Annotated in this window: 23 protein-coding genes; 13 read left to right on the forward strand and 10 right to left on the reverse strand. The window is 64.0% G+C overall.

All coding sequences use genetic code 11. The features are described from left to right. The first annotated feature begins 177 nt into the window (after positions 1–177). The 3 genes from C163_RS16500 to C163_RS16510 all read left to right on the forward strand — a co-directional run bounded on the left by C163_RS16500 (position 178) and on the right by C163_RS16510 (position 3,518). On the forward strand, positions 178–1,467 hold the full coding sequence (locus tag C163_RS16500) for an FAD-binding oxidoreductase (protein WP_025339782.1): 1,290 nt from the start codon (positions 178–180) through the stop codon (positions 1,465–1,467). A gap of 239 nt (positions 1,468–1,706) precedes the next feature. After that, entirely contained in the window at positions 1,707–2,537 is an 831-nt protein-coding gene (locus C163_RS16505; protein ID WP_025339783.1) for an alpha/beta fold hydrolase, read from the forward strand. 201 nt (positions 2,538–2,738) lie between these two features. Beyond that, positions 2,739–3,518 carry a TSUP family transporter gene (locus C163_RS16510; protein ID WP_013973303.1) on the forward strand — a complete coding sequence of 260 codons (780 nt, stop codon included), beginning with the start codon at positions 2,739–2,741 and terminating at the stop codon, positions 3,516–3,518. A 130-nt stretch (positions 3,519–3,648) separates the two neighbouring features. Here C163_RS16510 and nudC read toward each other — a convergent pair whose 3' ends face one another. Both nudC and C163_RS16520 read right to left on the reverse strand, forming a co-directional pair. Continuing rightward, positions 3,649–4,479 carry an NAD(+) diphosphatase gene (nudC, locus tag C163_RS16515; RefSeq protein WP_025339784.1) on the reverse strand — a complete coding sequence of 277 codons (831 nt, stop codon included), beginning with the start codon at positions 4,477–4,479 and terminating at the stop codon, positions 3,649–3,651. A 36-nt stretch (positions 4,480–4,515) separates the two neighbouring features. After that, on the reverse strand, positions 4,516–5,328 hold the full coding sequence (locus C163_RS16520) for a crotonase/enoyl-CoA hydratase family protein (RefSeq protein ID WP_025339785.1): 813 nt from the start codon (positions 5,326–5,328) through the stop codon (positions 4,516–4,518). A 167-nt stretch (positions 5,329–5,495) separates the two neighbouring features. Here C163_RS16520 and C163_RS26615 point away from each other — a divergent pair, with 167 nt between their 5' ends. The 7 genes from C163_RS26615 to C163_RS16550 all read left to right on the forward strand — a co-directional run bounded on the left by C163_RS26615 (position 5,496) and on the right by C163_RS16550 (position 11,302). After that, on the forward strand, positions 5,496–6,182 hold the full coding sequence (locus C163_RS26615) for an RHS repeat-associated core domain-containing protein (protein WP_256220372.1): 687 nt from the start codon (positions 5,496–5,498) through the stop codon (positions 6,180–6,182). 90 nt (positions 6,183–6,272) lie between these two features. Continuing rightward, positions 6,273–7,775 carry a sodium/proton antiporter NhaB gene (gene nhaB, locus C163_RS16525; RefSeq protein WP_025339786.1) on the forward strand — a complete coding sequence of 501 codons (1,503 nt, stop codon included), beginning with the start codon at positions 6,273–6,275 and terminating at the stop codon, positions 7,773–7,775. Positions 7,776–7,969: 194 nt separating this feature from the next. Continuing rightward, positions 7,970–8,584, forward strand: a complete 615-nt coding sequence (locus C163_RS16530; RefSeq protein ID WP_025339787.1) for a dihydrofolate reductase family protein — start codon at positions 7,970–7,972, stop codon at positions 8,582–8,584. 80 nt (positions 8,585–8,664) lie between these two features. Further along, on the forward strand, positions 8,665–9,210 hold the full coding sequence (locus tag C163_RS16535) for a lipocalin family protein (protein ID WP_025339788.1): 546 nt from the start codon (positions 8,665–8,667) through the stop codon (positions 9,208–9,210). An 80-nt stretch (positions 9,211–9,290) separates the two neighbouring features. Further along, entirely contained in the window at positions 9,291–9,752 is a 462-nt protein-coding gene (locus C163_RS16540) for an NUDIX hydrolase (RefSeq protein WP_025339789.1), read from the forward strand. 16 nt (positions 9,753–9,768) lie between these two features. Next, on the forward strand, positions 9,769–10,728 hold the full coding sequence (locus tag C163_RS16545) for a ribonuclease Z (protein ID WP_025339790.1): 960 nt from the start codon (positions 9,769–9,771) through the stop codon (positions 10,726–10,728). A gap of 34 nt (positions 10,729–10,762) precedes the next feature. Next, positions 10,763–11,302: an ATPase AAA gene (locus C163_RS16550; RefSeq protein WP_025339791.1), complete on the forward strand. Its 540-nt coding sequence runs from the start codon at positions 10,763–10,765 to the stop codon at positions 11,300–11,302. Positions 11,303–11,443: 141 nt separating this feature from the next. Here C163_RS16550 and C163_RS16555 read toward each other — a convergent pair whose 3' ends face one another. Together C163_RS16555 and C163_RS16560 are read right to left on the reverse strand one after the other, a co-directional pair. After that, positions 11,444–12,727, reverse strand: coding sequence for a Zn-dependent hydrolase (locus tag C163_RS16555; protein ID WP_025339792.1), 1,284 nt, complete (start codon positions 12,725–12,727; stop codon positions 11,444–11,446). A 137-nt stretch (positions 12,728–12,864) separates the two neighbouring features. Beyond that, positions 12,865–14,355, reverse strand: a complete 1,491-nt coding sequence (locus C163_RS16560; RefSeq protein WP_025339793.1) for an NCS1 family nucleobase:cation symporter-1 — start codon at positions 14,353–14,355, stop codon at positions 12,865–12,867. A gap of 341 nt (positions 14,356–14,696) precedes the next feature. On the opposite strand from C163_RS16560, the gene hydA reads away from it, so the two are divergent. The 3 genes from hydA to preA all read left to right on the forward strand — a co-directional run bounded on the left by hydA (position 14,697) and on the right by preA (position 18,943). Continuing rightward, positions 14,697–16,136, forward strand: a complete 1,440-nt coding sequence (gene hydA / locus C163_RS16565) for a dihydropyrimidinase (RefSeq protein WP_025339794.1) — start codon at positions 14,697–14,699, stop codon at positions 16,134–16,136. Between the two features lie 164 nt (positions 16,137–16,300). Continuing rightward, positions 16,301–17,668, forward strand: coding sequence for an NAD(P)-dependent oxidoreductase (locus C163_RS16570; protein ID WP_025339795.1), 1,368 nt, complete (start codon positions 16,301–16,303; stop codon positions 17,666–17,668). Next, entirely contained in the window at positions 17,669–18,943 is a 1,275-nt protein-coding gene (gene preA, locus C163_RS16575; protein ID WP_025339796.1) for an NAD-dependent dihydropyrimidine dehydrogenase subunit PreA, read from the forward strand. 177 nt (positions 18,944–19,120) lie between these two features. Here the strand turns inward: preA and C163_RS16580 are convergent, their stop codons facing one another. The 6 genes from C163_RS16580 to gnd form a co-directional block, all read right to left on the reverse strand. Next, positions 19,121–19,741 (reverse strand): TetR/AcrR family transcriptional regulator, encoded by a 621-nt coding sequence (locus C163_RS16580; RefSeq protein ID WP_025339797.1) that lies wholly within the window; start codon positions 19,739–19,741, stop codon positions 19,121–19,123. A 157-nt stretch (positions 19,742–19,898) separates the two neighbouring features. Continuing rightward, positions 19,899–20,186: a HigA family addiction module antitoxin gene (locus C163_RS16585; protein WP_025339798.1), complete on the reverse strand. Its 288-nt coding sequence runs from the start codon at positions 20,184–20,186 to the stop codon at positions 19,899–19,901. A 15-nt stretch (positions 20,187–20,201) separates the two neighbouring features. Then, entirely contained in the window at positions 20,202–20,480 is a 279-nt protein-coding gene (locus C163_RS16590) for a type II toxin-antitoxin system RelE/ParE family toxin (protein ID WP_025339799.1), read from the reverse strand. Positions 20,481–20,596: 116 nt separating this feature from the next. Then, entirely contained in the window at positions 20,597–22,393 is a 1,797-nt protein-coding gene (locus C163_RS16595) for a glycoside hydrolase family 15 protein (RefSeq protein WP_025339800.1), read from the reverse strand. Between the two features lie 144 nt (positions 22,394–22,537). After that, on the reverse strand, positions 22,538–24,043 hold the full coding sequence (zwf, locus tag C163_RS16600) for a glucose-6-phosphate dehydrogenase (protein ID WP_025339801.1): 1,506 nt from the start codon (positions 24,041–24,043) through the stop codon (positions 22,538–22,540). Then, positions 24,040–25,023, reverse strand: a complete 984-nt coding sequence (gene gnd, locus C163_RS16605) for a phosphogluconate dehydrogenase (NAD(+)-dependent, decarboxylating) (protein WP_025339802.1) — start codon at positions 25,021–25,023, stop codon at positions 24,040–24,042. The genes zwf and gnd overlap by 4 nt, the downstream gene beginning before the upstream one ends. Positions 25,024–25,166: the final 143 nt, after the last annotated feature.

Here is a 25,166-nt window from a genome sequence, read left to right on the forward strand (position 1 = left end):
GCGCCGACCTCGAGACCGGTGATGACTCTGTGGGAGCGGGTTTACCCGGGAAAGGGCCAGGACAGGCAACACAATAACCCGAGGTAAACCACAAACCCGGCCAATGCATTGGCGACATGAAATTTACCTGCTAAATTTTCATGAAAATAAACACAATAATTTTCATGAGACCCCTGCATGTTCAAACAATCCGCCCAGCACGTCGCCAGCTACTACGCCCAGACCTACCCCGCCAGCATTCCCCTGCACCCTACCCTGCAAGGCAGCCACGACACCGAAGTCCTGATCATTGGCGCCGGCTTCAGCGGCCTGCACACCGCCTTGCGCCTGACCCAGGCCGGCAAGCGCGTAACGCTGCTGGAAGCCAGCCGCGTGGCCTGGGCCGCGTCCGGCCGCAACGGCGGCCAGGCACTGCTCGGGTGGTCATGCGACATGCCGCCGCTGGAAAAGGCCCTGGGCGTCGAACGCACCCGACGCCTGTGGGCCAGCATGTGCTGGGCCGCCGATGAAATGCGCGAACTGCCCGAGCGCCATGGCTTCGACATCGACTATCGGCTGGGCAGCCTGTGGACCGCCGTGCTGCCGCGCCGGGTGAAGATGCTGGAAGAAGCCCTGCACGAGGCCGAAAACAAATGGGGCTACGACGCCCTGCGCCTGATCGGCCGCGACGAGCTGCCGCAATGGATCGACAGCCCGCGCTACCAGGCCGCGCTATACGACGCCAAAGGCGCCCACCTCAACCCGCTGAAGCTGGCCCAGGGCCTGGCCAGCACCATCGAGGCGGCTGGCGGGCGGATCTACGAACAGAGCCAGGTGCTCGACTACCAGAAAGCCGGCGACGGCTATGTGGCCCGTACCGACCGCGGCGAAGTCCGCTGCCAGGTGCTGGTGCTGGCCTGCAACGCCTACATCGACCGCCTCGACCGCAACCTGTCGCGCCGCCTGTTGCCGGTTGGCTCCTATCAGGTAGCCACCGCACCGCTGGATGCCGACTTCGCCCAGTCGCTACTGCCGCGCAACAGTTGCGTGATCGACAACCAGTTCGTGCCCGACTATTTCCGCCTCACCCCGGACCATCGCCTGCTGTTCGGCGGCGGCTGCACCTACCTGGGCGGTATTCCCAAAGATGTCGCCAGCGCTACCCGCCCCTACCTGGAGCGGGTGTTCCCGCAGCTGGCCGGGGTGGCCATCGACTATGCCTGGGGCGGCCATATCGACTGCAGCATCCAGCGCACCCCGGATGTCGGTCGCGAGGGCCAGCGCTACTGGCTGCAGGGTTTCTCTGGCCATGGCGTGCTGCCTACACTGGCGGCGGCGCGGGCGGTCAGCGATGCCATTCTTGGCGACGACGACCTGCTGGCGCTGTACCAAGGCCTCGACAACGGCCGCTTCCCCGGCGGCGATCTGCTGGCGGCACCGCTGGAAGCTGCAGCCAAGGCCTGGTACCGGATGCGCGACCGCGTCTGATCGGTTGACACAACCCGTTGTAGGAGCGGCCTTGTGTCGCGAAAGGGCTGCAAAGCAGCCCCAGGGTTTCAGCACAGATGCACACATTGCCGGGGCTGCCTTGCAGCCCTTTCGCGACACAAGGCCGCTCCTACAGGGGACCGAGCAGGGCCGGGAGTGCCCCACAAATTCCAGTACCAGGCAAAATACCTCCTATTCTCAATAGCTCCCTTCGCTTCCTGCACACAGGAGACCCGACCATGAGCTATGTAACCACGAAGGACGGCGTACAGATCTTCTACAAGGACTGGGGCCCGCGTGACGCGCCGGTCATTCACTTCCACCACGGCTGGCCGCTCAGCGCCGACGACTGGGATGCCCAGTTGCTGTTCTTCCTCGCCCACGGTTACCGCGTGGTCGCCCACGACCGCCGCGGCCATGGCCGTTCCAGCCAGGTATGGGACGGCCACGACATGGACCACTACGCCGACGATGTGGCGGCGGTCGTCGCTCACCTGGGCATCCAGGGCGCCGTACATGTCGGCCACTCGACCGGTGGCGGTGAAGTGGTGCGCTACATGGCCCGGCACCCAGAAGACAAGGTGGCCAAGGCCGTGCTGATCGCCGCCGTACCTCCACTGATGGTGCAGACGCCCGATAATCCCGGTGGCCTGCCCAAATCGGTGTTCGACGGCTTCCAGGCCCAGGTCGCCAGCAACCGTGCGCAGTTCTACCGGGATGTGCCGGCCGGGCCGTTCTACGGCTACAACCGCCCCGGTGCAGAAGCCAGCGAAGGCATCATCGGCAACTGGTGGCGCCAAGGCATGATTGGCAGTGCCAAGGCCCATTACGATGGCATCGTGGCGTTTTCCCAGACCGACTTCACCGAAGACCTGAAGGGCATCATCCAGCCGGTGCTGGTGATGCACGGCGACGATGACCAGATCGTACCGTATGAAAATTCCGGGATGCTGTCGGCGAAGCTACTGCCTAACGGCACACTCAAGACCTACAAAGGCTACCCGCATGGCATGCCGACCACCCATGCCGATGTGATCAATGCGGATTTGCTGGCGTTTATCCGTAGCTGATGTGATGGCCTGTACCGCCCCTTTCGCGGACGCGCCCGCTCCCACAGGTACTGCACAGGTATCGAAATGTGCAGGTAACCTGTGGGAGCGGGCATGCCCGCGAAAGGGCCGGCACTGGCAACACACCTCCCCCAGGATTACCATGTCACCCTTCTAGTGCGGCCCTCTGCCGCCCCTTGCCTCCCTGCCTGCCAAAACCCCATGCCCTTCGAACTCACCGTAGAACCCCTCACCCTGCTGATCCTGGCCCTGGTCGCCTTCGTCGCCGGCTTCATCGATGCCATCGCCGGCGGTGGCGGCCTGCTCACCACCCCGGCGCTACTCACCGCCGGCATGCCGCCGCACCTGGTACTGGGCACCAACAAGCTCAGCTCTACCTTCGGCTCGGCTACCGCCGGCTTCACCTACTACAGGCGCAAGCTGTTCCACCCGGCACAATGGCGCCCGGCATTGTTCGCCACCTTGGTCGGTGCTTTGCTCGGTGCAGTGATCGCCCACTACATGCCGGCCGAATGGCTGAACAAGATGTTGCCGGTGATCGTCTTCGCCTGTGGCGTCTACCTGCTGTTCGGCGGCACGCCCAAGGCGCCGCTGGATGCCGATGCGCCGATCAGGAAAAAGTGGCAAGTGCCGCAAGGCTTCACCCTGGGCTTCTATGACGGCGTGGCCGGCCCGGGTACCGGGGCGTTCTGGACGGTCAGCACCCTGCTGCTCTACCCCATCGACCTGGTCCGTGCCAGCGGCGTGGCGCGCAGCATGAACTTCGTCAGCAACATCGCAGCGCTGACGGTGTTCATCATTTCCGGGCAGGTGGACTACATCGTCGGCCTGTGCATGGGCCTGTCGGTGATGGTTGGCGCCTTCTTCGGCGCACGCACGGCGATCAGTGGCGGCAGCAAGTTCATCCGCCCAGTGTTCATCACCGTGGTGCTGGCATTGACCGTGCGCCTAGCGTGGCAGCACTGGTTCGGCCAAGCCTGATGGGCTGTGATACCCCTGCTTTCCCGCCCTATCTGCGCGAGAAATGTCCTCCGCCGTCGTTGCAGGACTTGGCAATGGAATGACCATTGCCTGCGCCCTGCGCCTAGTCGGAGAACATTTCTCACTGCAGCTAGGACGGGAAAGCAGGGATATCACAGCCCAGCCGCCGCGCAACGTACAGATCGATCAGGTAGCGGGCAATCGACCGCCCGGCCGGCAGCGGCGGCAGGTCGTGGACGCTGAACCATTTGGCGTCCTCGATCTCGTCCGGCTGCATGACGATATCGCCGCCGGCATACTCGGCATGGAAGCCCAGCATCATCGAATGCGGGAACGGCCAGCACTGGCTGCCGACGTACTGGATGTTCCTTACTTCCACCGCCACCTCTTCACGCACTTCGCGCACCAGGCAGTCCTCGGCCGACTCGCCCGGCTCGGCAAAGCCTGCCAGGGTGCTGTACACCCCGGTGACAAAGCGTGGCGAACGCGCCAGCAGGATTTCGTCGCCACGGGTCACCAGCACGATCATGCTCGGCGAAATGCGCGGGTAGCTGCGCAAGTCGCAAGGCTGGCAGTACATCGCCCGCTCCCAGCGGATCTGCGTCATTGCCTGGCCGCAGCTGCCGCAGAAACGGTGCTCGCGGGCCCAGGTGCCGATCTGCGCGGCATAGCCCAGCACTTTGTAGGTGTCGAAGTCACCCTCGAGCATGAACGCGCGCAGGCCGCGCCAGGCGCAGCCGGGCATGTCGGTGGCGCTGCGCAGTTCCAGCAGGAACACCGGCTGGCCGTCGAAGTGGCCGATACCGTGCTCGCACAGCACGTCGAGGTCTTGGCGCTTGAGCCAGTCGCGAGGGAACAGCGCGCCGTTGTCGTCCACCAGGAACCCTTCCGGGCTGCGGGCCACGGCCAGCCCCCCGGTGATCTGCGGGTCGAGTACTGCGGTAGTCCAGCGTGCTGACATGTCGGGGGTTCCCTTACTGCGCGTCCCCCGGCCTGATCAGTCGGCGAACGTCGGTTTCTGTTTGCTCATGTGCGCCGCCACCGCCACGCGCAGGTCTTCGGACTGCAGCATCGCGGCGTTCCAGGTGGCGATGTACTCCAGGCCATCGTCGATGCGATGGTCACGCATGTAGCTGAGCATTTCCTTGGTGCCGGCCACGGCGATCGGCGATTTTGCGGCAATCTCGCCGGCGATGGCAAAGACCCCGTCCATCAGCGCGGCCTGATCATCATAGACCCGGTTGACCAGGCCGATGCGCAGCGCCTCTTCGGCCTCGACATTGCGCCCGGTGAAAGCCAGCTCACGCATCATGCCGTCACCGATGATACGAGGCAAACGTTGCAGTGTGCCGACATCGGCGGCCATGCCCATGTCGATTTCCTTGATCGAGAACTGCGCGTCGCTGCTGCAGTAGCGCATGTCGCAGGCCGAGATCAGATCGATGGCGCCGCCAATGCAGTAACCCTGCACCGCGGCCAGTACCGGCTTGCGGCATTTGTCCACGGCGTTGAACGACGCCTGCAGGCGCAGGATGGTGCTGCGCAGGAAGCGTGCGTTACGGCCCACGTCCTTGCCCATCTGCCCGGCCAGCGAAGCCAGCATCATCAGGTCGATACCGGCGGAAAAATGCTTGCCGGCACCGCTGATCACCACCGCCCGCACCGCGTCGGTGTCGTCGACCCACTGGAAGATGTCGATGATCTCCTCCCAGAAGGCGGCGTTCATCGCGTTGACCTTTTCCGGACGGTTGATCTGAACGTGGGCGATGCTGTTGGTCAGTTCGACCTTGAACGCGCTGTAATCGGTCACGGGCGGCACTCCTGAGGGCAATGGTTCATCGCCGGACTATAACCCACTACAGTGACGGTTCTTGCGCCAAAAGCAGGACCGAGTCGCCACTCACCTGATATTTTTACCAGTAGCTGTCGCGCGCCAATGCACCGGATACTGGCTCTCCCCCAATGGATTGTACCAATATGAAAGAGACATTAGAAACGATCACGTATACACCGTACGGATATACGCCCTCGATTCCACTTGGACCGGGTTTTAACGGGGAGTACCGCAGCATCTTTGGTCTATACGCTTTGGGCAAAGGCTATCGGTATTATTCACCTTTCCTGGGGCGATTCATGGCCCCGGATACATTCAGCCCTTTTTTCGAAGGCGGCTTGAACCCGTATGCCTATTGTCAAAACGACCCAATTAACCATTTAGACCCATCAGGCCATGTTATCAAAAAGATCTATAACCATGTCTCAGGAAAATATAGCGCCTCTACATTAAAACGCAAACTCGAATCCATGGAAAATCTTACGCCTACCGACCGTCCACTATCGAAGGCGATTACCTTCAGCAAGAACGAATTTAAAACCCTGGAAAACCACCTCACCGACACAGTTTCCTTCTCAGAAAGACTAAAGGGCAGCATACAGTCGAAAAAGCGAAGAGATGAACTTAAGTCGCAAAGCCCTTTTAGTAAAAAAGACCGGCAAGCCGCGATCTTGAAACACGACTCAGATATTTACGCACTTGACCTACGCATAGCCAGCGCGAATGAATACCTGCAACATCTCCGGCAGCTTCAGCATGTAAACATTGATGGCAAACAGCGATTCGCCTCACCTAAACTCATACGCGACCCCTCTAGTCAGAGTGACTGATTGTTGGCAATGAATGCGCTTTAGGTGACTTGCCTTATATGCGCCGATCCGGCACCGTGCGCCATCGTTGAATCATAAGGATACATATTCATGTCGCGCTCCTTGCCTGGCCCCCTCGCCCATGGTTTCCTGGGCCAGTCGCCGCTTTGGTACAAGGCGGTCATCTGCCTGTTCCTGGCGCTCAATCCGCTGCTGCTGGTAACCGTTGGCCCGGCCGCTGCTGGCTGGGCACTGGTGATCGAGTTCATCTTCACCTTGGGCATGGCCCTGAAATGCTACCCGCTGATGCCCGGCGGGCTGTTGCTGATCGAAGCCATGTTGTTGCAGATGACCACCCCGCAAGCCCTGTACGAAGAGCTGCAGCACAACTTCCCGGTGATCCTGCTGCTGATGTTCATGGTCGCGGGCATCCACTTCATGAAGGAACTGCTGCTGTTCCTGTTTTCGCGCATCCTGCTGGGGGTGCGTTCGAAGGCGATCCTGGCGTTGCTGTTCTGCGTGCTGTCGGCATTCCTCTCGGCGTTTCTCGATGCGCTGACCGTGACCGCCGTGATCATCAGCGCCGCGGTCGGTTTCTATGCGGTGTACCACCGCGTCGCCTCCGGGGCCAACCCGCGCGAAGACAGTGCGCTGGACAGCGACCAGCAGGTCGCACAGTTGCACCGTGAAGACCTCGACCAGTTCCGCGCCTTCCTGCGCAGCCTGCTGATGCATGGCGCGGTGGGTACCGCCCTGGGCGGCGTATGCACGCTGGTAGGCGAGCCGCAGAACCTGCTGATCGGCCATGAGATGGGCTGGCACTTTGCCGATTTCTTCCTGAAGGTGGCACCGGTGTCACTGCCGGTGCTGGGCGCCGGCTTGCTGACCTGCGTGCTGCTGGAGAAGTTGCGCCTGTTCGGCTACGGCACGTTGATGCCCGAGCCGGTGCGTCAGGTGCTGGCCGCCTACGCCGCCGAGGACGATGCAGCACGCACCACTGCCCAGCGCATCGCGCTGTGGGTGCAAGGGTTCGCCGCACTGATCCTGATCGTCTGCCTGGGGCTGCACGTTGCCGAGGTCGGCCTGATCGGCCTGATGGTGATCGTGCTGATCACGGCGTTCACCGGCATTACCGACGAACACCGCCTGGGCCGTGCCTTCCAGGACGCCATGCCGTTCACCGCATTGCTGGTGGTGTTCTTCGCCGTGGTGGCGGTGATTCATCAGCAGCAACTGTTCAGCCCGTTGATTGCCTGGGTGCTGGCGCTGCCGGCCGAGCAGCAACCGGGCATGCTGTACCTGGCCAACGGCCTGCTGTCGGCGATCAGCGACAACGTGTTCGTTGCCACCATCTACATCACCGAGGTGAAGCAGGCGTTCCTCAATGGCGGCATGAGCCGCGAGCATTTCGAGACGCTGGCGGTGGCGATCAACACCGGCACCAACCTGCCGAGCGTGGCGACGCCGAATGGGCAGGCGGCGTTCCTGTTCCTGTTGACTTCGGCAATCGCGCCGCTGATCCGGCTGTCGTATGGGCGAATGGTTTGGATGGCCTTGCCCTATACCGTAGTGATGGGTGGGCTGGGGTGGTGGGCGGTGACCTACTGGCTTTGAGGTAGCCTGCACCGGCCTCTTCGCAGCACAAGGCTGCTCCTACAGGCACAGCAGCGCTTTCTGGAGCGGTGGTGATCCTGTGGGAGCGGGCATGCCCGCGAAAGGGCCGGCACAGGTTTGCGCTGTCGATTCTGCTGCCAGCCATTCGACTATCCCATGCCCCCAGCCACCCCGGCTGCCAACAGGAGAGTCCCATGCGCAAACTCATCGTAGCCGCCTTCATCAGCCTCGACGGTGTCATGCAGGCCCCCGGCGGACCGCAGGAAGACACCAGCGGCGGCTTCACCTACGGCGGCTGGATTGTGCCCTACGCCGAGGAAGTCTTCGGCCAGGCCATGCAGGCCCTGTTCAGCCAGCCCTTCGAGTTGCTGCTGGGCCGGCGCACCTACGACATCTTCGCCGGCTACTGGCCAAAGGTAGAAGGCAGCTCGGAAGACTTCTCCATCGCCAACCTGTTCAACAGCGTGCCCAAGCACGTGGCCACCCACACCCCCGCAACCCTCGACTGGCACAACAGCCATGCCCTTGGCGTGGACATCACCGCAGCGGTCCGCGCGCTGAAACAACAGGACGGCGCCAACCTGCTGACCCAGGGCAGCAGCGATCTGGTGCAGCAACTGCTGGCGGCGGGCCTGGTCGATGAACTGCAACTGCTGATCCACCCGTTGCTGCTCGGCCACGGCAAGCGCCTGTTCGCTGACGATGCGGCAGCGGCGGCCTTCACCCTGCAGCACTCGCAGGTTTCGCCCAAGGGCGTGGTCATCGCCCGTTACGTGCGTGCCGGCGAAGTGCAGACCGGTTCGTTCTGAAAGGCACGATTCCGTACAACTTTTGCCTCTCGCTCGCATCGAAACACAGGTAAGCCCCGTCCGTATCAAGGAGGTTCACCATGGCGCTACGCACCACGTTGCTGTTTTGCTGCATGACCCTGGCCCTGCTCGGCTGTGCCGGCAACGACCACCCGGCGCCGCCGCGCACCCAGCAGGTCGACCTGCAACGTTACCAGGGCACCTGGTACGAACTCGCGCGGTTGCCGATGTTCTTCCAGCGCAACTGCGTGCAGTCCGAAGCGCACTATGGCCTGCGAGAGGACGGCCGCCTCGACGTGACCAACCGCTGCCAGGAAAAGGACGGCCAGTGGAACCAGGCCAAGGGCATCGCCGAAGCCCAGCAACCGGGCAGCACCGACAAGCTCTGGGTGCGCTTCGACAACTGGTTCAGCCGCCTCGCGCCCGGCCTGACCAAGGGCGAGTACTGGGTGCTGTACCACGACCAGGACTACCGCGTAGCCTTGGTCGGCCACCCGAACCGCGAATACCTGTGGCTGCTCTCGCGCACCCCCGCGGTCACCGACCAGCTGCGCGAGCAACTGCTGACGATCGCCCGGGAGCAAGGCTATGACACCAGCAAGCTGATCTGGCGACAGGCCGAGTAGGCAAGACCTGGCGGGCCATCGACGACATGCGGCAATCCGGCTAAGGTGTGCGCCCTTACCACCTCGAAGGAACGAGCCCGTTGAGTACCACGCCGCTACCTGCACCCCGTATCCGTTTTCTCGCACTGTGCGTGTTCCATCACCAGGGCAAGATCCTGGTCAACGTCTTCGACGACCCGGCCACCGGCCAGACCCTGTGCCGGCCGCTGGGTGGCGGCATCGAGTTCGGTGAATTGGGCCGCGATGCCATCGCCCGGGAAATCACCGAAGAACTAGGCCAGCCGATCAGCGACGTGCACCTGCTCGGCACGCTGGAAAGCCTGTTCACCTATGCCGGCAAGCCAGGGCATGAGATCGTGCAGGTGTACGATGCACGCTTCGACGACGCCAGCCTGTACCGGCAAGCCTGGCTGGCCGGCCAGGAGACCGACGGCAGCGCATTCCGCGCCCGCTGGTGCGACAGCGCCGACCTGGCGGGCATCGGCCCGTTGGTACCACAAGGGTTGCAAGCGTTGCTGCGCGACCTGTCGCTGCTGGGCTGAAACAAGGAGCCAGACCATGGATTTGCTGTTCCTGGGCACCTCCGCCGGCGTGCCGACCAAGGCACGCAACGTCAGCGCCACCGCAGTGATCGAAGCCAGTGGCAGCCACTGGTATCTGGTCGACTGCGGCGAAGGCACCCAGCACCGGCTGCTGCATACGCCGCTGTCGATCCGCGACTTGCGGGCCATCTTCATCACCCACGTGCACGGCGACCATTGCTTCGGCCTGCCGGGCCTGCTGGCCAGCGCCGGCATGAGCGGGCGCACCCAGCCACTGGACCTTGTCCTGCCCGCCGCCCTGCACGACTGGGTGCGCCAGGGGCTGGTTGCCAGCGATACTTTCCTGCCGTTCGAACTGCGCCTGCTGGCCGTGGAAGAGCTGGTGGAATGGCGCAGTGACGCCCTGCAGGTGACCAGCGTGCAGCTTTCGCACCGGGTACCGAGCGTCGGCTTCGTGTTCACCGAGCTCAACCCCGAACCGCGCCTGGACATACCGCGCCTGGAAGCCGACGGCATCCCCCGCGGCCCGCTGTGGGGCGAGCTGGCCAAGGGCTTGACGGTGCAGCATGGCGGGCAGTTGCTGCACGGCTGTGATTACTTGCGCCCTTCGCGTCCGCCGCGGCGGGTGATCGTGTGCGGCGACAACGACAACCCCGAGCTGTTGGCCGACGTCGCAAAGGGCGCGGACGTGCTGGTGCACGAAGCCACGTTCACCCAGGCGGTGGTAGAGCGCACGGGGGTAACCTTCGGCCACAGCACCGCGGCTGCGGTGGCGCGCTTTGCCGAAACTGCGGGCGTTCGCAACCTGGTGCTGACGCATTTCAGCGCCCGCTACCAGAACGACCCACGGCGCAGCCCGAGCATCGACAACGTGCGCGACGAAGCCCTCGCCCACTACAGCGGGCAGCTGACCCTGGCGCAGGACCTGCAGCGCTATCACATCGGGCGCGATGGCTGTCTCGAACCGGCCGGATGATTTAGCATGGCCGGTTTTCCAAAAGGACTTGGCCATGCAACGTATCGTGATTCTGGGCAACGCCGGCAGTGGCAAATCGACCCTGGCCCGGCAGATAGGCGCATGCTTGGGCGTGCCGGTGGTGCACCTCGATACGTTGTTCTGGGAGACCGGCTGGGTCGAGCCGGATGCCGAGACCTTCCGTACCCGCGTGCGCGATGCGGTGGCTGGGGAAGCTTGGGTATGCGAAGGCAATTATGCCCGCCGCACGTTCGACCTGCGTCTGCCGCGGGCCGACCTGGTCATCTGGCTGGATACGCCGAGACCGACCTGCCTCAAGCGGGTGATCCTGCGCAGTGTGCTGAACAAGCCCCGACCGGACCTGCCGGCGGGATGTACCGAGCGGCTGGACCGGGCGTTTCTGACCTTTTTGAAGTTCGTATGGACGTTCGACCGGGGGTATCGGCCGGGGATCGAGGCGAGCCGCCAGGCCACAGGGCCGCAGGTGCCGGTGGTGCATTTGCGAGGTGAACGGCAGATTGCGGCGTTTCTGGCAGATCTTACCCAACCCGCCCCGGCAGCGCGGCCCCTGTAGGAGCGGCCTTGTGTCGCGAAAAGGCCGCAAAGCGGCCCCGGCGATGCCTGCGTCTACTTCAAGATCCTGGGGCTGCTGCGCAGCCCGATCGCGACACAAGGCCGCTCCTACAAGAAACGCGTACTCCTGATACTGACGGCGCTAGGCCGCCAATCGCCCACTGGCAATCGCCTCCGACGCTGCCAGCATCGCGCGCAGCAACACCGCGCAGCCCGCAGCCAGGTCCTCGGGCGTGGCGTTCTCGATCTCGTTATGGCTGATACCGTTCTCGCACGGCACGAAAATCATCCCCGCCGGCCCCAGTTCGGCCAGGAAGATCGCGTCGTGCCCCGCGCCGCTGACGATGTCCATGTGCGGCAGGCCCAGCGCCTGCGCCGATTGGCGCACGGCTTCGACACAGGCCTTGTCGAAGTACAACGCCGGGAAATCGGCCGTGGGTACCAGTTCGTGGCTCAGGCCATGCCGGGCACAGGTCGCCTCGATCACTGCGCGCACATCGGCAATCATGGCATTCAGCTGCTCACCCTCCAGATGACGGAAATCCAGGGTCATGCGCACCTCGCCCGGGATCACGTTGCGCGAGCCCGGGTAGGCCTGCAGGCAACCCACCGTGCCACAGGCATGGGGCTGGTGGCCGAGGGCGGTGCGGTTGACTGCCTCCACCACCGCCGCCGCGCCGACCAGGGCGTCCTTGCGCAGGTGCATGGGCGTAGGGCCGGCGTGGGCCTCGACACCGCGCAGGGTCAGGTCGAACCACTTCTGGCCCAGCGCGCCCAGCACCACGCCGATGGTCTTGCGCTGATCTTCGAGGATCGGGCCCTGCTCGATATGCGCTTCGAAATAGGCCCCCACCGGGTGGCCTGATACGGCGCGCGGGCCGGCGTAGCCGATGGCGTTCAACGCCTCGCCAACGCTGACACCCTGGGCGTCGCGCTTGGCCAGGGTTTCCTCCAGGGTGAACTTGCTGGCGAACACCCCGGAACCCATCATGCACGGAGCAAAGCGCGAACCCTCCTCGTTGGTCCACACCACCACTTCCAGCGGTGCTTCGGTTTCCACGCCCAGGTCGTTGAGGGTGCGGAGCACCTCCAGCCCAGCCATCACCCCGAAGCAGCCGTCGAACTTGCCACCGGTGGGCTGGGTGTCGATATGGCTGCCGGTCATCACCGGGGGCAGCTTGGGGTTACGCCCCGGGCGGCGGGCAAAGATGTTGCCGACGGCGTCGATGCTGACCGTGCAACCAGCGGCCTCGCACCACTGCACGAACAGGTCGCGGGCCTGGCGGTCGAGGTCGGTCAGGGCCAGGCGGCACACGCCGCCCTTGGCGGTGGCACCGAGGCGGGCCAGGTCCATCAGGGACTGCCACAGGCGGGTGCTGTCGATGTGGTGCTGGGTGGATTGCAGTACTTGTTGGGCTGGGGTCATGGGATTTTCCTCAGGCATTTTTGTTGTCTGTGCCGGCCTCTTCGCGGGTAAACCCGCTCCCACAGGTACAGCGTTGGCCTCAGGACCTGCGCTGTACCTGTGGGAGCGGGTTTACCCGCGAAGAAGCCAGCGCGGTCTCACGGCAAGGGCTTGGCCACCCGCGCCGGGCTGCGCGCGACCACGCCGGCGAAGAGGTAATACAGCGCCCCGCCCAGCAGCGAACCGGTGAACCAGCCGTAGTCGTAGAACCAGCTGAAACTGCTGTTGCCAATGGCCATCACGGTCAGCGCGACCGGCAACGCAAAGGCGGCAAAACCGGCCCAGTTCCACGCCGGGTACACGTCGTCGCGGTAAAGCCCGGCCAGGTCCAGCTTCTGCCGGCGGATCAGGAAGTAGTCCACCACCATGATCCCGGCGATCGGCCCCAGCAGGCTGGAATAGCCCAGCAGCCAGTTGGAGTACACGCTCTCCAGGCTCAGGTCGGAGACGATCCAGCCCAGCTTCTTCAGCAGCTCATGGCCCATCAGCGCCAAGCCGATGAAGCCGGTCAGCCACACCGCGCGGCTGCGCCCGATCAGGCGTGGGGCGATGTTCTGGAAGTCGTTGGTCGGCGACACGATGTTAGCCGCGGTGTTGGTCGACAGCGTGGCGATGACGATCAACGCCATGGCCAGGGCCACCCAGAACGGGCTGTGGATCTTGCCGATCAGGCTGACCGGGTCGGACACGGTCTCGCCAACCAGCGACGCCGAAGCAGCGGTGAGTACCACTCCCAGCGCGGCGAACAGGAACATGGTCAGCGGCAAGCCGAAGATCTGCCCGAGAATCTGGTCCTTCTGGCTGCGGGCGTAGCGGCTGAAGTCGGGGATGTTCAGCGACAGCGTGGCCCAGAAACCGACCATGGCGGTAAGCCCGGCGCAGAAGTAGCCGAGCATGTTCGCCCCTTCCGGGCGCTTGGGCGGCTGGGCCAGCAGTTCGGTCATCGACATGTGCGGTAAGGCCCAGAACAGCAGGCCGACGCCGACCGCCACCAGCAGCGGTGCCGAAAGCGTTTCGAGCCACTTGATCGACTCGGCGCCGCGCAGCACCACCCACAGGTTCAGGCACCAGAAGATCATGAAGCCGATCACCTCGCCGGTGCCGCCCAAAGCTTTCCAGCCGTCGAACACCGAGCCGAGGAACAGGTGGATGGCCAGGCCGCCGAACATGGTCTGGATGCCGAACCAGCCACAGGCGACCACTGCCCGGATCAGGCATGGCACGTTGGAGCCGAGGATGCCGAACGACGAACGCAGCAGCACCGGGAAAGGAATGCCGTACTTGGTGCCAGGGAAGGCGTTGAGGGTGAGCGGGATCAGCACGATCAGGTTGGCCAGCAAAATCGCCAGCAAGGCCTCGCCCACGCTGAGGCCGAAGTAGGCGGTGAGCACGCCGCCGAGCGTGTAGGTGGGCACGCAGATGGACATGCCTACCCACAGGGCGGTGATATGCCATTTGTTCCAGGTGCGCTGGTGCACCTTGGTCGGGGCGATGTCGTGGTTGTAGCGCGGGCTGTCGAGGACATCGCTGCCCTCGGACAGCTCGAACAGGCCATCCTGCTCGACCACTTCCGATCTGCTCTGCTGCATGGGGCCTTCTCCAGATTTTCTTGTAGTTGTTTGCCCATCGGGTTGATGCGATGGCCGGAGTACACACGCTTTATGTGCTTGAAAATCTCGACCAGATTTTCATCTTGTCAAGTCAGTCAAAGTTTCAAAAAGCCCCGTAGTCAGCACTGCAAAATAAATAATTTCCTTAATTTCAATGAGTTAAAAACCACAAAATTAATGGGAAAATTTTCTTGCTGAATGCCGTATCTGCATCTAGCCTCCAATCTTGTCAGGCCTGACAGGATTAACCGCCCTGCACGCCCTGCACCCAGACAATTCCAAGAACCGGCCCAGACCGGTCAGCCTGCGAGGAAAACGGCATGTCCCTGTTGATCCGTGGCGCCACCGTGGTCACCCACGAAGAGAGTTACCCCGCCGATGTCCTGTGTGCCGATGGCCTGATCCGCGCCATCGGGCAAAACCTCGAACCGCCCACCGACTGCGAGATCCTCGACGGCAGCGGCCAGTACCTGATGCCCGGCGGCATCGACCCGCACACCCACATGCAGCTGCCGTTCATGGGCACGGTGGCCAGCGAGGACTTCTTCAGCGGCACCGCCGCGGGCCTGGCCGGTGGCACCACCTCGATCATCGACTTCGTCATCCCCAACCCGCAGCAGTCATTGCTGGAGGCCTTCCACACCTGGCGCGGCTGGGCGCAGAAAAGCGCCAGCGACTACGGCTTCCATGTCGCCATCACCTGGTGGAGCGAGCAGGTGGCCGAAGAAATGGGCGAACTGGTGGCCAAACATGGGGTGAACAGCTTCAAGCACTTCATGGCCTACAAGAATGCGATCATGGCCGCCGACGACACCCTGGTGGCCAGCTTCGAGCGCTGCCTGCAACTCGGTGCGGTGCCCACCGTGCATGCCGAGAACGGCGAACTGGTGTACCACCTGCAGAAAAAACTGCTGGCCCAGGGCCTGACCGGGCCGGAAGCCCACCCGCTGTCACGCCCGTCCCAGGTCGAGGGCGAGGCGGCCAGCCGCGCCATCCGCATTGCCGAGACCCTGGGCACGCCACTTTACCTGGTGCATGTTTCCAGCCGCGAAGCGCTGGACGAAATCGCCTATGCCAGGGGCAAGGGCCAGCCGGTGTACGGCGAAGTGCTGCCAGGCCATCTGCTGCTGGATGACAGCGTCTACCGTGACCCGGACTGGGCCACCGCCGCAGGCTACGTGATGAGCCCACCGTTCCGCCCGCGCGAACACCAGGAGGCGCTGTGGCGCGGGCTGCAGTCGGGCAACCTGCACACCACCGCCACCGACCATTGCTGCTTCTGCGCCGAGCAGAAAGCCATGGGCCGCGACGACTTCAGCCGTATCCCCAACGGCACTGCTGGCATCGAGGACCGCATGGCGGTGCTGTGGGATGCCGGGGTGAACAGCGGGCGCCTGTCGATGCATGAGTTCGTCGCGCTGACCTCCACCAACACCGCGAAAATCTTCAACCTGTTCCCGCGCAAGGGTGCCATTCGTGTTGGCGCCGACGCCGACCTGGTGCTGTGGGACCCGCAAGGCACCCGCACCATCTCGGCCAAGACCCACCACCAGAAGGTGGACTTCAACATCTTCGAAGGTCGTACCGTGCGCGGCATCCCCAGCCATACCATCAGCCAGGGCAAGGTGCTCTGGGCCGATGGCGACCTGCGTGCGGAAAAAGGCGCGGGCCGGTATGTGGAACGGCCGGCGTATCCGTCGGTGTACGAGGTGCTGGGGCGCAGGGCCGAAGTGCAGCGGCCGACGCCCGTCCAGCGCTGAAGCCATTGGGGCTGCTGCGCAGCCCATCGCGACACAAGGCCGCTCCTACAGGAGTGCGCGGTTCCTTGTAGGAGCGGCCTTGTGTCGCGATGGCGCGCGCAGCGGCCCCAGAAACCACCGCAATGCTTGTCGCCTGCATCCATAAAAATAGAGAGGCTACAACCGTGATCGACGCCCTGAACCACTTGCCGCGCCCCCGGGCCGGCGCCGACCAGCTGGCCGAGCGCTTCAGCGACCTGGCCCCACCCCTCACCGCCCGCCAGGCTGCCGTCGAAAGCGCACGCTGCCTGTATTGCTATGACGCCCCCTGCGTCAACGCTTGCCCCAGCGACATCGACATCCCGTCGTTCATCCACCGCATCAGCGACGAAAACCTGCAAGGCGCCGCCGAGCGCATCCTCTCGGCCAACATCCTCGGCGGCAGTTGCGCCCGCGTCTGCCCCACCGAAATCCTTTGCCAGCAAGCCTGCGTGCGCAACAACGCGCAGGAATGCGCACCGGTGCTGATCGGCCAGCTGCAGCGCTATGCCCTGGACAACGCCCAGTTCACCGAGCACCCGTTCCAGCGTTCGCCGGCCACTGGCAAGCGCATCGCCGTAGTGGGTGCCGGCCCCGCCGGGCTGTCGTGCGCCCACCGCCTGGCCATGCACGGGCATGATGTGGTGGTGTTCGAGGCCAGCGACAAGGCCGGTGGCCTCAACGAGTACGGCATCGCCCGCTACAAGCTGGTGGACGACTACGCCCAGCGTGAAGTGGAATTCCTGCTCGGCATAGGCGGCATCGAGATCCGCCATGGCCAGCGCCTGGGCAGCAACCTCGGCCTGGGCGAACTGCGCGATCAGTACGACGCAGTGTTCCTCGGCCTGGGCCTGAATGCCGTGCGCCAGCTCGGCCTGCCGGATGAAGAGGCCCCCGGCCTGCTCGCCGCCACCGCATACATCCGCGAACTGCGCCAGGTCGGCGACCTGAGCCTGCTGCCCCTGGCCGACCGCTGCCTGGTAATCGGCGCCGGCAACACCGCCATCGACATGGCCGTGCAGATGAGCCGCCTGGGTGCCCGTGACGTCAACCTGGTGTACCGCCGTGGCCATGCCGACATGGGTGCCACCGGCCACGAGCAGGACATCGCCAAGGCCAACCAGGTGCGCCTGCATACCTGGGCCCGCCCCGATGCCGTGCTGCTGGACGACAGCGGCCAGGTGCGCGGCATGCGCTTTGCCCGCACCGAGCTGGCAGACGGCCGCCTGCGCGACACCGGCGAAACCTTCGAACTGGCCGCCGATGCCATCTTCAAGGCCATCGGCCAACGCTTCGACGACGCCAGCCTCGGCGACCCGGTGGCCGCACAACTGGCTCGCGACGGCGAGCGCATCCGCGTCGACGAAAGGATGCAAACCAGCCTGCCGGGCGTATATGCCGGCGGCGACTGCACCGCCCTGGGCCAGGACCTTACCGTCCAGGCGGTGCAACACGGCAAGCTGGCCGCCGAAGCCATCCATGCCCAACTCATGCTCAACGTGGAGGCTGCGTAAATGGCCGACCTGTCCATCGAATTTGCCGGCATCAAGGCACCCAACCCCTTCTGGCTGGCCTCCGCACCGCCAACCGACAAGGCCTACAACGTGGTCCGCGCCTTCGAGGCCGGCTGGGGTGGCGTAGTGTGGAAAACCCTGGGCGAAGACCCGGCGGCAGTCAACGTGTCGTCGCGCTACTCGGCGCATTACGGCCCCAACCGCCAGGTGCAGGGCATCAACAACATCGAGCTGATCACCGACCGCTCGCTGGACATCAACCTGCGCGAAATTACCCAGGTGAAGAAGGACTGGCCCGACCGCGCGCTGATCGTGTCGCTGATGGTGCCGTGCGTGGAAGACTCGTGGAAGTTCATCCTGCCGCTGGTGGAAGCCACCGGGGCCGATGGCATCGAACTGAACTTCGGCTGCCCGCACGGCATGCCGGAGCGCGGCATGGGTGCTGCGGTCGGCCAGGTGCCGGAGTACGTGGAAATGGTCACCCGCTGGTGCAAGACGTACTGCTCGCTGCCGGTGATCGTCAAACTCACGCCGAACATCACCGACATCCGCCAGTCGGCGCGCGCCGCGCACCGTGGTGGGGCCGATGCAGTGTCGTTGATCAATACCATCAACTCGATCACCAGCGTCGACCTCGACCGCATGGTCGCCCACCCCATCGTCGGCGACCAGAGCACCCATGGCGGCTACTGCGGTTCGGCGGTGAAACCGATTGCCCTGAACATGGTGGCGGAAATCGCCCGCGACCCGCAAACGCGCGGCTTGCCGATCTGCGGCATTGGCGGCATCGGCAGCTGGCGTGACGCAGCCGAGTTCATGGCCCTGGGCAGTGGCGCCGTGCAAGTGTGCACGGCAGCGATGCTGCACGGCTTCCGCATCGTCGAGGACATGAAGGACGGCCTGGCGCGCTGGATGGACCAGCACGGGCACCGCAACATCGAGGCGTTCCGCGGCCAGGCGGTGGGGCATACCACCGACTGGAAGTACCTGGACATGAACTACAAGTCGGTGGCGCACATCGACCAGCAAGCATGCATTGGCTGCGGGCGCTGCCACATTGCCTGCGAGGATACTTCGCACCAGGCGATTGCCAGTACGCTGAAGGCAGATGGCACGCATGCCTACAGCGTGATCGAGGAGGAATGCGTGGGCTGCAACCTGTGCCAGATCACCTGCCCGGTGGAGAACTGCATCGAGATGGTGGCTCAGGATACCGGCAAGCCGTACCTGAACTGGACGCAGGACCCGCGTAATCCCTACCGCGAGGCCAGTTGAGGCAGATTGCTGCCCGGCCCATCTGGTGCGGTTCGTGTAGGAGCGGCCTTGTGTCCGATCGGGCCGCAAAGCGGCCCCGGCAATTTGCGCTTTGATGCAGAAAACCGGGGGCCGCCTTGCGGCCCGATCGCGACACAAGGCCGCTCCTACAAAAGCCGCGTCAGCCTGGCTCTCGGTTCAAGGCTCCAGCCCGATCCCCCGCAAGATCACGCTGGTCACCGTCTGCACGGCATTTTCAAAGGCCATGTCCGACAACGCCTCCCCGCCATTGAGCAACGTCACCTGGTAACCAAAGTCGGCATAGTGCTGGGTCGAGGCCCAGATCATGTACAAAAGCGCCGACGGTTCCACCGGCAGGATGCGCCCCTCCTCCACCCAGCGGCGGATCTTGGCTTCCTTCAGCTTGGCCCAGGGCACCAGGCTTTCATCCAGGTTCACTCCCAGCACCGGCGCCCCATGCAGCATCTCTTCGGCCCAGATCTTCGAGCCCAGCGGTCGCGAGCGCGAGTGGCCCATCTTCGCCCGGATGTAACTGGTCAGCACCACGCGCGGGTCGTCGAAGTTCTCGAAGCACAGCGCGTCCTGCTTCCACACATCCAGCAGGTCCTGCAGCACCGCGCGGAACAGGTCGTCCTTGGTGCTGAAGTAATAATGCAGGTTGGAACGCGGCAACTCGGCGTGCTCGGCGATATCACCCATCGAGGTGGCGCCGTAGCCCTTCTCGGCGAACACCTTTTCCGCCGCCTGCAGGATCTTCTCGATATTGCGCCGGCGGATTTCGATCTTGTGGTTGGCCATCAGGCTTGGGCCGTCCACACCGCAAGCTCATAACCGTCTGGGTAGATGAAATTGAACTCGATGTTGTCGATCTGCCGATCAGTACCGCGAATGCCCATGTGTGCTCCGTGCCGAAGGGGTTTGCCCTAGTCTACCCCGGTCGTTTCACACTTTTACATCAGGCGGCCTGAAACAACCGGGTAATCACAGGTTGCTGTCGGTGACGCGCCTGCCAGATATCGTAATCAGCCTGAATGGCCAACCACAACCGGGCGGTGCTGATTCCAGCCATCTCCAGGCGTATTGCCAAGTCTGGAGACATCGCCGCGCGACCATGCAATACCCGCGAAAGCGCTTCTCGAGAGAACCCAAGATGCGATGCGAAGGCTTTCACCGTCAGACCTAACGCGGGCAGAACATCTTCACGCAAGGTTTCGCCTGGATGTGGCGGATTGTGCAAAGGCATGCTCAGCTCTCCTATTCAGTGGTAATCAAGGTAATCGACCAGTTCGACATCCGAACCCACGAAGCGAAAGATCAGCCGCCAGTTACCAGAGACACTGACTGACCAGAAGTCCGATAACTCCCCTTTGAGCGGATGCAACTGCCAGCCTGGAACGCTCAAATCTTGCGCAGACATGGCGCAATCAAGAAACTGGAGTTGCCGCTTCAAGCGCTTTGCGTGAGAGACCTGGATCCCTCGGGTGTTGCCCGTTTCATGAAAAATTCGCAGTCCCTTGTGTCGAAAACTGATGATCATGGGTAGCTCGCCGTGTCCATTTGGGAGACGAGCCAAGTGTGACCCCATGCATCACACGAAGCAAAGTATCATGTGTGACGCAATGCGTCACACATTAATTACCGAAGGATGCGACTCTATCCACAACTCGCCCGATCACGCACCGGGCACTGTGCGCGGTGCAGGTTCAGTGCGGTGTTGATGATGCCGATATGGCTGAACGCCTGGGGGAAGTTGCCGAGCATGCGCTGGCCCGCCGGGTCGTACTGTTCGGCCAGCAGGCCAAGGTCGTTGCACAGGCCGGTCAGGCGTTCGTACAGTGCCTGCGCTTGTGCCTGGCGGCCCAGCAATACATACACATCGGCCAGCCAGAACGAACACACCAGGAAGGTGCCCTCCCCGGGTGTCAGGCCGTCGCTGCAGCGGTCACTGTCATAGCGCAGCAGCAGGCCGTTTTTCAGCAGGCGCTGCTCGACCTGTTCGAGCGTGCGCAAGAAGCGTGGGTCATCCGCCGGCAGGAAGCCGGTCAGGGCGATGTGCAACAAACTGGCATCCATCTCGGTCGAGCCATAGGCCTGGACGAAAAAGCGGCCGCTGGGGTCCAGGCCCTGCGCGCACACTTCACGACGAATCTCGTCAGCCACCTGGCGGTAATGCCGCCCGCGCTCGCGGCCTTCCTCGGTGGTGTCGGCCAGCCCCGCGGCACGGTCGAAGGCCACCCAGGCCATGACCTTGGAGTGCACGAACTGCTGCCGACCGCCGCGCACTTCCCAGATGCCCTCGTCCGGCTGGCGCCAGATGCGCTCTACGTAAGGCAGGATCGAGCGGGCGATGGCGGCGCTGCGCGGGTGGCGGGGCAAGCCGCCCTTGATTGCCTGGGTCATGGCATCGGCAAGTTCGCCGTAGATGTCCAGCTGCATCTGCGCTGACGCTGCATTGCCCACCCGCACCGGTTGCGAGTGTTCGTAACCGGCCAGCCACGGTAAGGTGTATTCCTGCAGGTCACGTTCGCCGGCCAGGCCGTACATGATCTGCATCTGCTCGGGGTTGCCGGCCACCGAGCGCAACAGCCACTCGCGCCAGGCCTGGGCTTCGTCGAAGTAGCCGAGGTTCATGAAGGCCAGCAGGGTCATGGTCGCGTCGCGCAGCCAACAGAAGCGGTAGTCCCAGTTGCGCTCGTGGCCGATGCGCTCGGGCAGTGAGGTGGTGACGGCGGCAACGATGCCGCCGGTGGGCGCGTAGGTCATGGCCTTGAGGGTCAGCAGCGAGCGGCGCACCAGGGTGGAATATGGGCCCACCTGTGGGCAGCGGGCGGCGAAGGCCTGCCATTGGTCGATGGTCTGCGTCAGCGCTTCGTCGATATCACAGCCGGGCTGCACCGGCAGGTGCGAGGGCTGGTGGCGCAGGCTGAACACCTGGCGTTCGCCCGCGCCAACGCGAAAGCGCGCGACGGTGTGCTGGTCACGGGCATGCGGGGGGACGGTGCTGCACAGGATCAGCCGGTCGGGGCCGGCGACGGCGCTGAGGGTCAGCGGGTCGAGCCGTTCCACCCAGGGCACGCTGCGGCCGTAGTCGAAGCGCATGACCAGGTCCATTTCGAAGTTGGTTTCGCCAGCGAGGCCCTCGACGATGCGCACCAGCGCGTTGGCCTCGCCCAGCGGCATGAAGTCGAGCACACGGGCGCGGCCGGTGGCGGTGACCCAGGTGGTTTCCAGCACCAGGGTGTCGTCCAGGTATTGGCGGCTGCTGTGTTCGACCGGGTCGCAGGGGGCCAGGCGCCAGCGGCCGTTTTCCTCGTTGCCCAGCAGTGCGGCGAATACCGCGGGGGCGTCGAAGCGTGGCAGGCACAGCCAGTCGAGCGAGCCATCGCGGCTGACCAGGGCGGCGCTGCGGCAGTTGCCCAGCAGGGCATAGTCTTCGATGTGGGCAGGCATTGGGGCTCCTTTATGTGGTTGCCTGTGACGGCCTCTTCGCGGGCATGCCCGCTCCCACAGGTGCACCACAGCCCGTGAAGGCGGTGCAATACCTGTGGGAGCGGGCGGGCCCGCGAAAGGGCCGGCACAGGCTCTACAAAAAACTCACCCCAAGCGATGCCACTCGCGCTTGTCCCGCGCCAGCAATTCATTGCCGGCCTCGGGCCCGTCTTCACCGGCCGGGTATTCGTGCACCTCGCCGCCCTGGGCCCAGGCATCGAGGAACGGCTGCACCGCGCGCCAGCCGTTCTCGATGTTGTCAGCCCGCTGGAACAGGGTCTGGTCACCGGTCAGGCAGTCGTAGATCAGCGTCTCGTAGCCGGTCGCCGGGGTCATCTTGAAGAAGTCCTTGTAGGCAAAGCCCAGCTCGACGTTCTCCATCACCAGCTCCGGCCCGGGGCGTTTGGCCTGCAGGTCGAACCACATGCCTTCGTTGGGCTGGATCTGGATCTTCAGGTAATTGGGCTTGGGCCGCTCCAGCTCCGACTCGCGGAACTGCGCATAAGGCGCCGGCTTGAAGCAGATGGCGATTTCGGTATCACGCACGCTCATGCGCTTGCCAGTGCGCAGGTAGAACGGCACGCCAGCCCAGCGCCAGTTGTCGATCATCACCTTCAGCGCCACATAGGTCTCGGTCTGGCTATCCGCCGCGACATTGACCTCGTGGCGGTAGCCGGGCAACTGCTTGCGCCCCTGCTTGCCGGCGCTGTACTGGCCACGCACGGAGTTTTTCAGGGCCATCTTCGCCGACCATGGGCGGATGGCGCCGACCACCTTGGCCTTTTCGCTGCGCACGGCATCGGCGGCGAACGCGGCCGGGGGTTCCATGGCCACCATCGCCAGCAACTGGAACAGGTGGTTGGGCACCATGTCGCGCAGCGCCCCGGTGCTGTCGTAGAACGCACCACGGGTCTCGACGCCGACGGTTTCCGCGGCGGTGATCTGCACATGGTCGATGTAGTGGTTGTTCCAGAACGATTCGAACAAGCCGTTGGAGAACCGGCTGACCAGGATGTTCTGCACCGTCTCTTTGCCCAGGTAATGGTCGATGCGGTAGATCTGCCGCTCGCCCATCACCTTCAGCAGGCAGGCGTTGAGCGCCTCGGCGCTGGCCAGGTCGGTGCCAAAGGGCTTTTCCACCACGACGCGGCGAAAGCCGCCGGCCGATTCGTCGAGCAGCCCGGCCTGCCCCAGGCGCTGCGCCACTTCGGGGAAGAAGCGCGGCGAGGTCGCCAGGTAGAAGATGGCGTTGCCGTGGCGGGTTGTGTCGATGCGCCTGGCGAGGGCCTGGTAGGTGGCCGGGTCGAGGAAATCGCCGGTCTGGTAATCCAGGCGCTTGGCCAGGCGTGCCCAGAGCTTCTCATCCAGGCACTTGGCCGTGCCCTCGCCACCTTTGTCACGCTCGACCATGAACGCATGCAGGCGCCCGGCAAATTCCTCGGCAGTGGCCGGGTTGTGGTCGACACCGACGATACGCAGGTTACGGTCCAGCAGACCGTCACGGCTGAGGTTGTAAAGCGCCGGCATCAGCAGGCGCTTGACCAGGTCACCATTGGCGCCGAACAGGAACAGAGTACATGGCGGAGCGGCCGGAATGCTCTGTTTGGTCATTCGGCTTTTTTCTCGACGTGGCCACCGAAGCCCAGGCGCATGGCCGAGAGAATCTTGTCACCATAGGTGCCTTGCTGCTGGCGCGAGCGGAAGCGGGCGAACAGCGCGCTGGACAGCACCGGTACCGGCACTGCCTGCTCGACGGCGGCGTCGATGGTCCAGCGGCCTTCACCACTGTCGGACACCGAGCCACTGAACTGCGACAGCTGCGGGTCGGCCACCAGCGCATCGGCGGTGAGGTCGAGCAGCCACGAGGTGACCACGCTGCCACGCCGCCACACTTCGGCGATTTCGGCCACGTTCAGGTCGAAACGCTGGTCTTCCGGCAGTTCGTTGCCGCCCTTGCTGCGCAGCAGGTCGAAACCTTCGGCATAGGCCTGCATCAGGCCGTATTCGATGCCGTTGTGCACCATTTTCACGTAGTGCCCGGCACCGGGTGGGCCGGCGTGGATGTAGCCGTGTTCGGCACGCTGGTGCTCGCCGCTGCGGCCATGGGTACGCGGGATGTCACCCACGCCCGGGGCCAGCGCCTTGAACAGAGGCTCCAGGCGCTCGAACACGTCCTTTTCGCCACCGATCATCATGCAGTAGCCACGGTCCAGGCCCCACACACCGCCCGAGGTGCCGACATCCAGGTAATGCAGCCCGCGCTTGGCCAGCTCGGCGGCGCGGCGCACGTCGTCCTTGTAGAAGGTATTGCCGCCGTCGATGATCGCATCGCCCGGCTCCAGCAGTTCGGCCAGTTGGGCGATGGTCTGCTCGGTGGGCTCGCCAGCGGGCAGCATGACCCACACCGCGCGCGGTGCTTTCAGCTTCTGCACCAGTGCGCCGAGGTCGTGCGCACCCTGGGCACCCTCGCCCTCCAGGCCAACGATGGCCTCACGGTTGCGATCGTGTACCACGGTGCGGTGGCCGGCGCGCATCAGGCGCCTTGCGATATTGCCGCCCATGCGGCCCAGCCCGATGATTCCCAGTTGCATGAGCCGATGCTCCCCTTTCGAAATAAATGACAACACAAATTAGCTTTTCAGCTTAGTCCAGCGAACCGCTCGAGGGTTCGGCGACGAACGGCGAGACCACGATAAACAAAAAAGTTCCCAAGACTTGCAAAAGAATTCAGAAT

Origin of the sequence: Pseudomonas sp. FGI182, from assembly GCF_000511325.1 — a bacterium.
Lineage (GTDB): Bacteria > Pseudomonadota > Gammaproteobacteria > Pseudomonadales > Pseudomonadaceae > Aquipseudomonas > Aquipseudomonas putida_Z.

Bases quoted from the DNA above. Each gene is read 5' to 3' on its own strand.
- C163_RS16500 (WP_025339782.1), top strand. From the start codon at position 178: ATGTTCAAACAATCCGCCCAGCACGTCGCCAGCTACTACGCCCAGACC.
- C163_RS16505 (WP_025339783.1), top strand. From the start codon at position 1,707: ATGAGCTATGTAACCACGAAGGACGGCGTACAGATCTTCTACAAGGAC.
- C163_RS16510 (WP_013973303.1), top strand. From the start codon at position 2,739: ATGCCCTTCGAACTCACCGTAGAACCCCTCACCCTGCTGATCCTGGCC.
- nudC (WP_025339784.1), bottom strand. From the start codon at position 4,479: ATGTCAGCACGCTGGACTACCGCAGTACTCGACCCGCAGATCACCGGG.
- C163_RS26615 (WP_256220372.1), top strand. From the start codon at position 5,496: ATGAAAGAGACATTAGAAACGATCACGTATACACCGTACGGATATACG.
- nhaB (WP_025339786.1), top strand. From the start codon at position 6,273: ATGTCGCGCTCCTTGCCTGGCCCCCTCGCCCATGGTTTCCTGGGCCAG.
- C163_RS16530 (WP_025339787.1), top strand. From the start codon at position 7,970: ATGCGCAAACTCATCGTAGCCGCCTTCATCAGCCTCGACGGTGTCATG.
- C163_RS16535 (WP_025339788.1), top strand. From the start codon at position 8,665: ATGGCGCTACGCACCACGTTGCTGTTTTGCTGCATGACCCTGGCCCTG.
- C163_RS16545 (WP_025339790.1), top strand. From the start codon at position 9,769: ATGGATTTGCTGTTCCTGGGCACCTCCGCCGGCGTGCCGACCAAGGCA.
- C163_RS16550 (WP_025339791.1), top strand. From the start codon at position 10,763: ATGCAACGTATCGTGATTCTGGGCAACGCCGGCAGTGGCAAATCGACC.
- C163_RS16555 (WP_025339792.1), bottom strand. From the start codon at position 12,727: ATGACCCCAGCCCAACAAGTACTGCAATCCACCCAGCACCACATCGAC.
- C163_RS16560 (WP_025339793.1), bottom strand. From the start codon at position 14,355: ATGCAGCAGAGCAGATCGGAAGTGGTCGAGCAGGATGGCCTGTTCGAG.
- hydA (WP_025339794.1), top strand. From the start codon at position 14,697: ATGTCCCTGTTGATCCGTGGCGCCACCGTGGTCACCCACGAAGAGAGT.
- preA (WP_025339796.1), top strand. From the start codon at position 17,669: ATGGCCGACCTGTCCATCGAATTTGCCGGCATCAAGGCACCCAACCCC.
- C163_RS16580 (WP_025339797.1), bottom strand. From the start codon at position 19,741: ATGGCCAACCACAAGATCGAAATCCGCCGGCGCAATATCGAGAAGATC.
- C163_RS16585 (WP_025339798.1), bottom strand. From the start codon at position 20,186: ATGCCTTTGCACAATCCGCCACATCCAGGCGAAACCTTGCGTGAAGAT.
- C163_RS16590 (WP_025339799.1), bottom strand. From the start codon at position 20,480: ATGATCATCAGTTTTCGACACAAGGGACTGCGAATTTTTCATGAAACG.
- C163_RS16595 (WP_025339800.1), bottom strand. From the start codon at position 22,393: ATGCCTGCCCACATCGAAGACTATGCCCTGCTGGGCAACTGCCGCAGC.
- zwf (WP_025339801.1), bottom strand. From the start codon at position 24,043: ATGACCAAACAGAGCATTCCGGCCGCTCCGCCATGTACTCTGTTCCTG.
- gnd (WP_025339802.1), bottom strand. From the start codon at position 25,023: ATGCAACTGGGAATCATCGGGCTGGGCCGCATGGGCGGCAATATCGCA.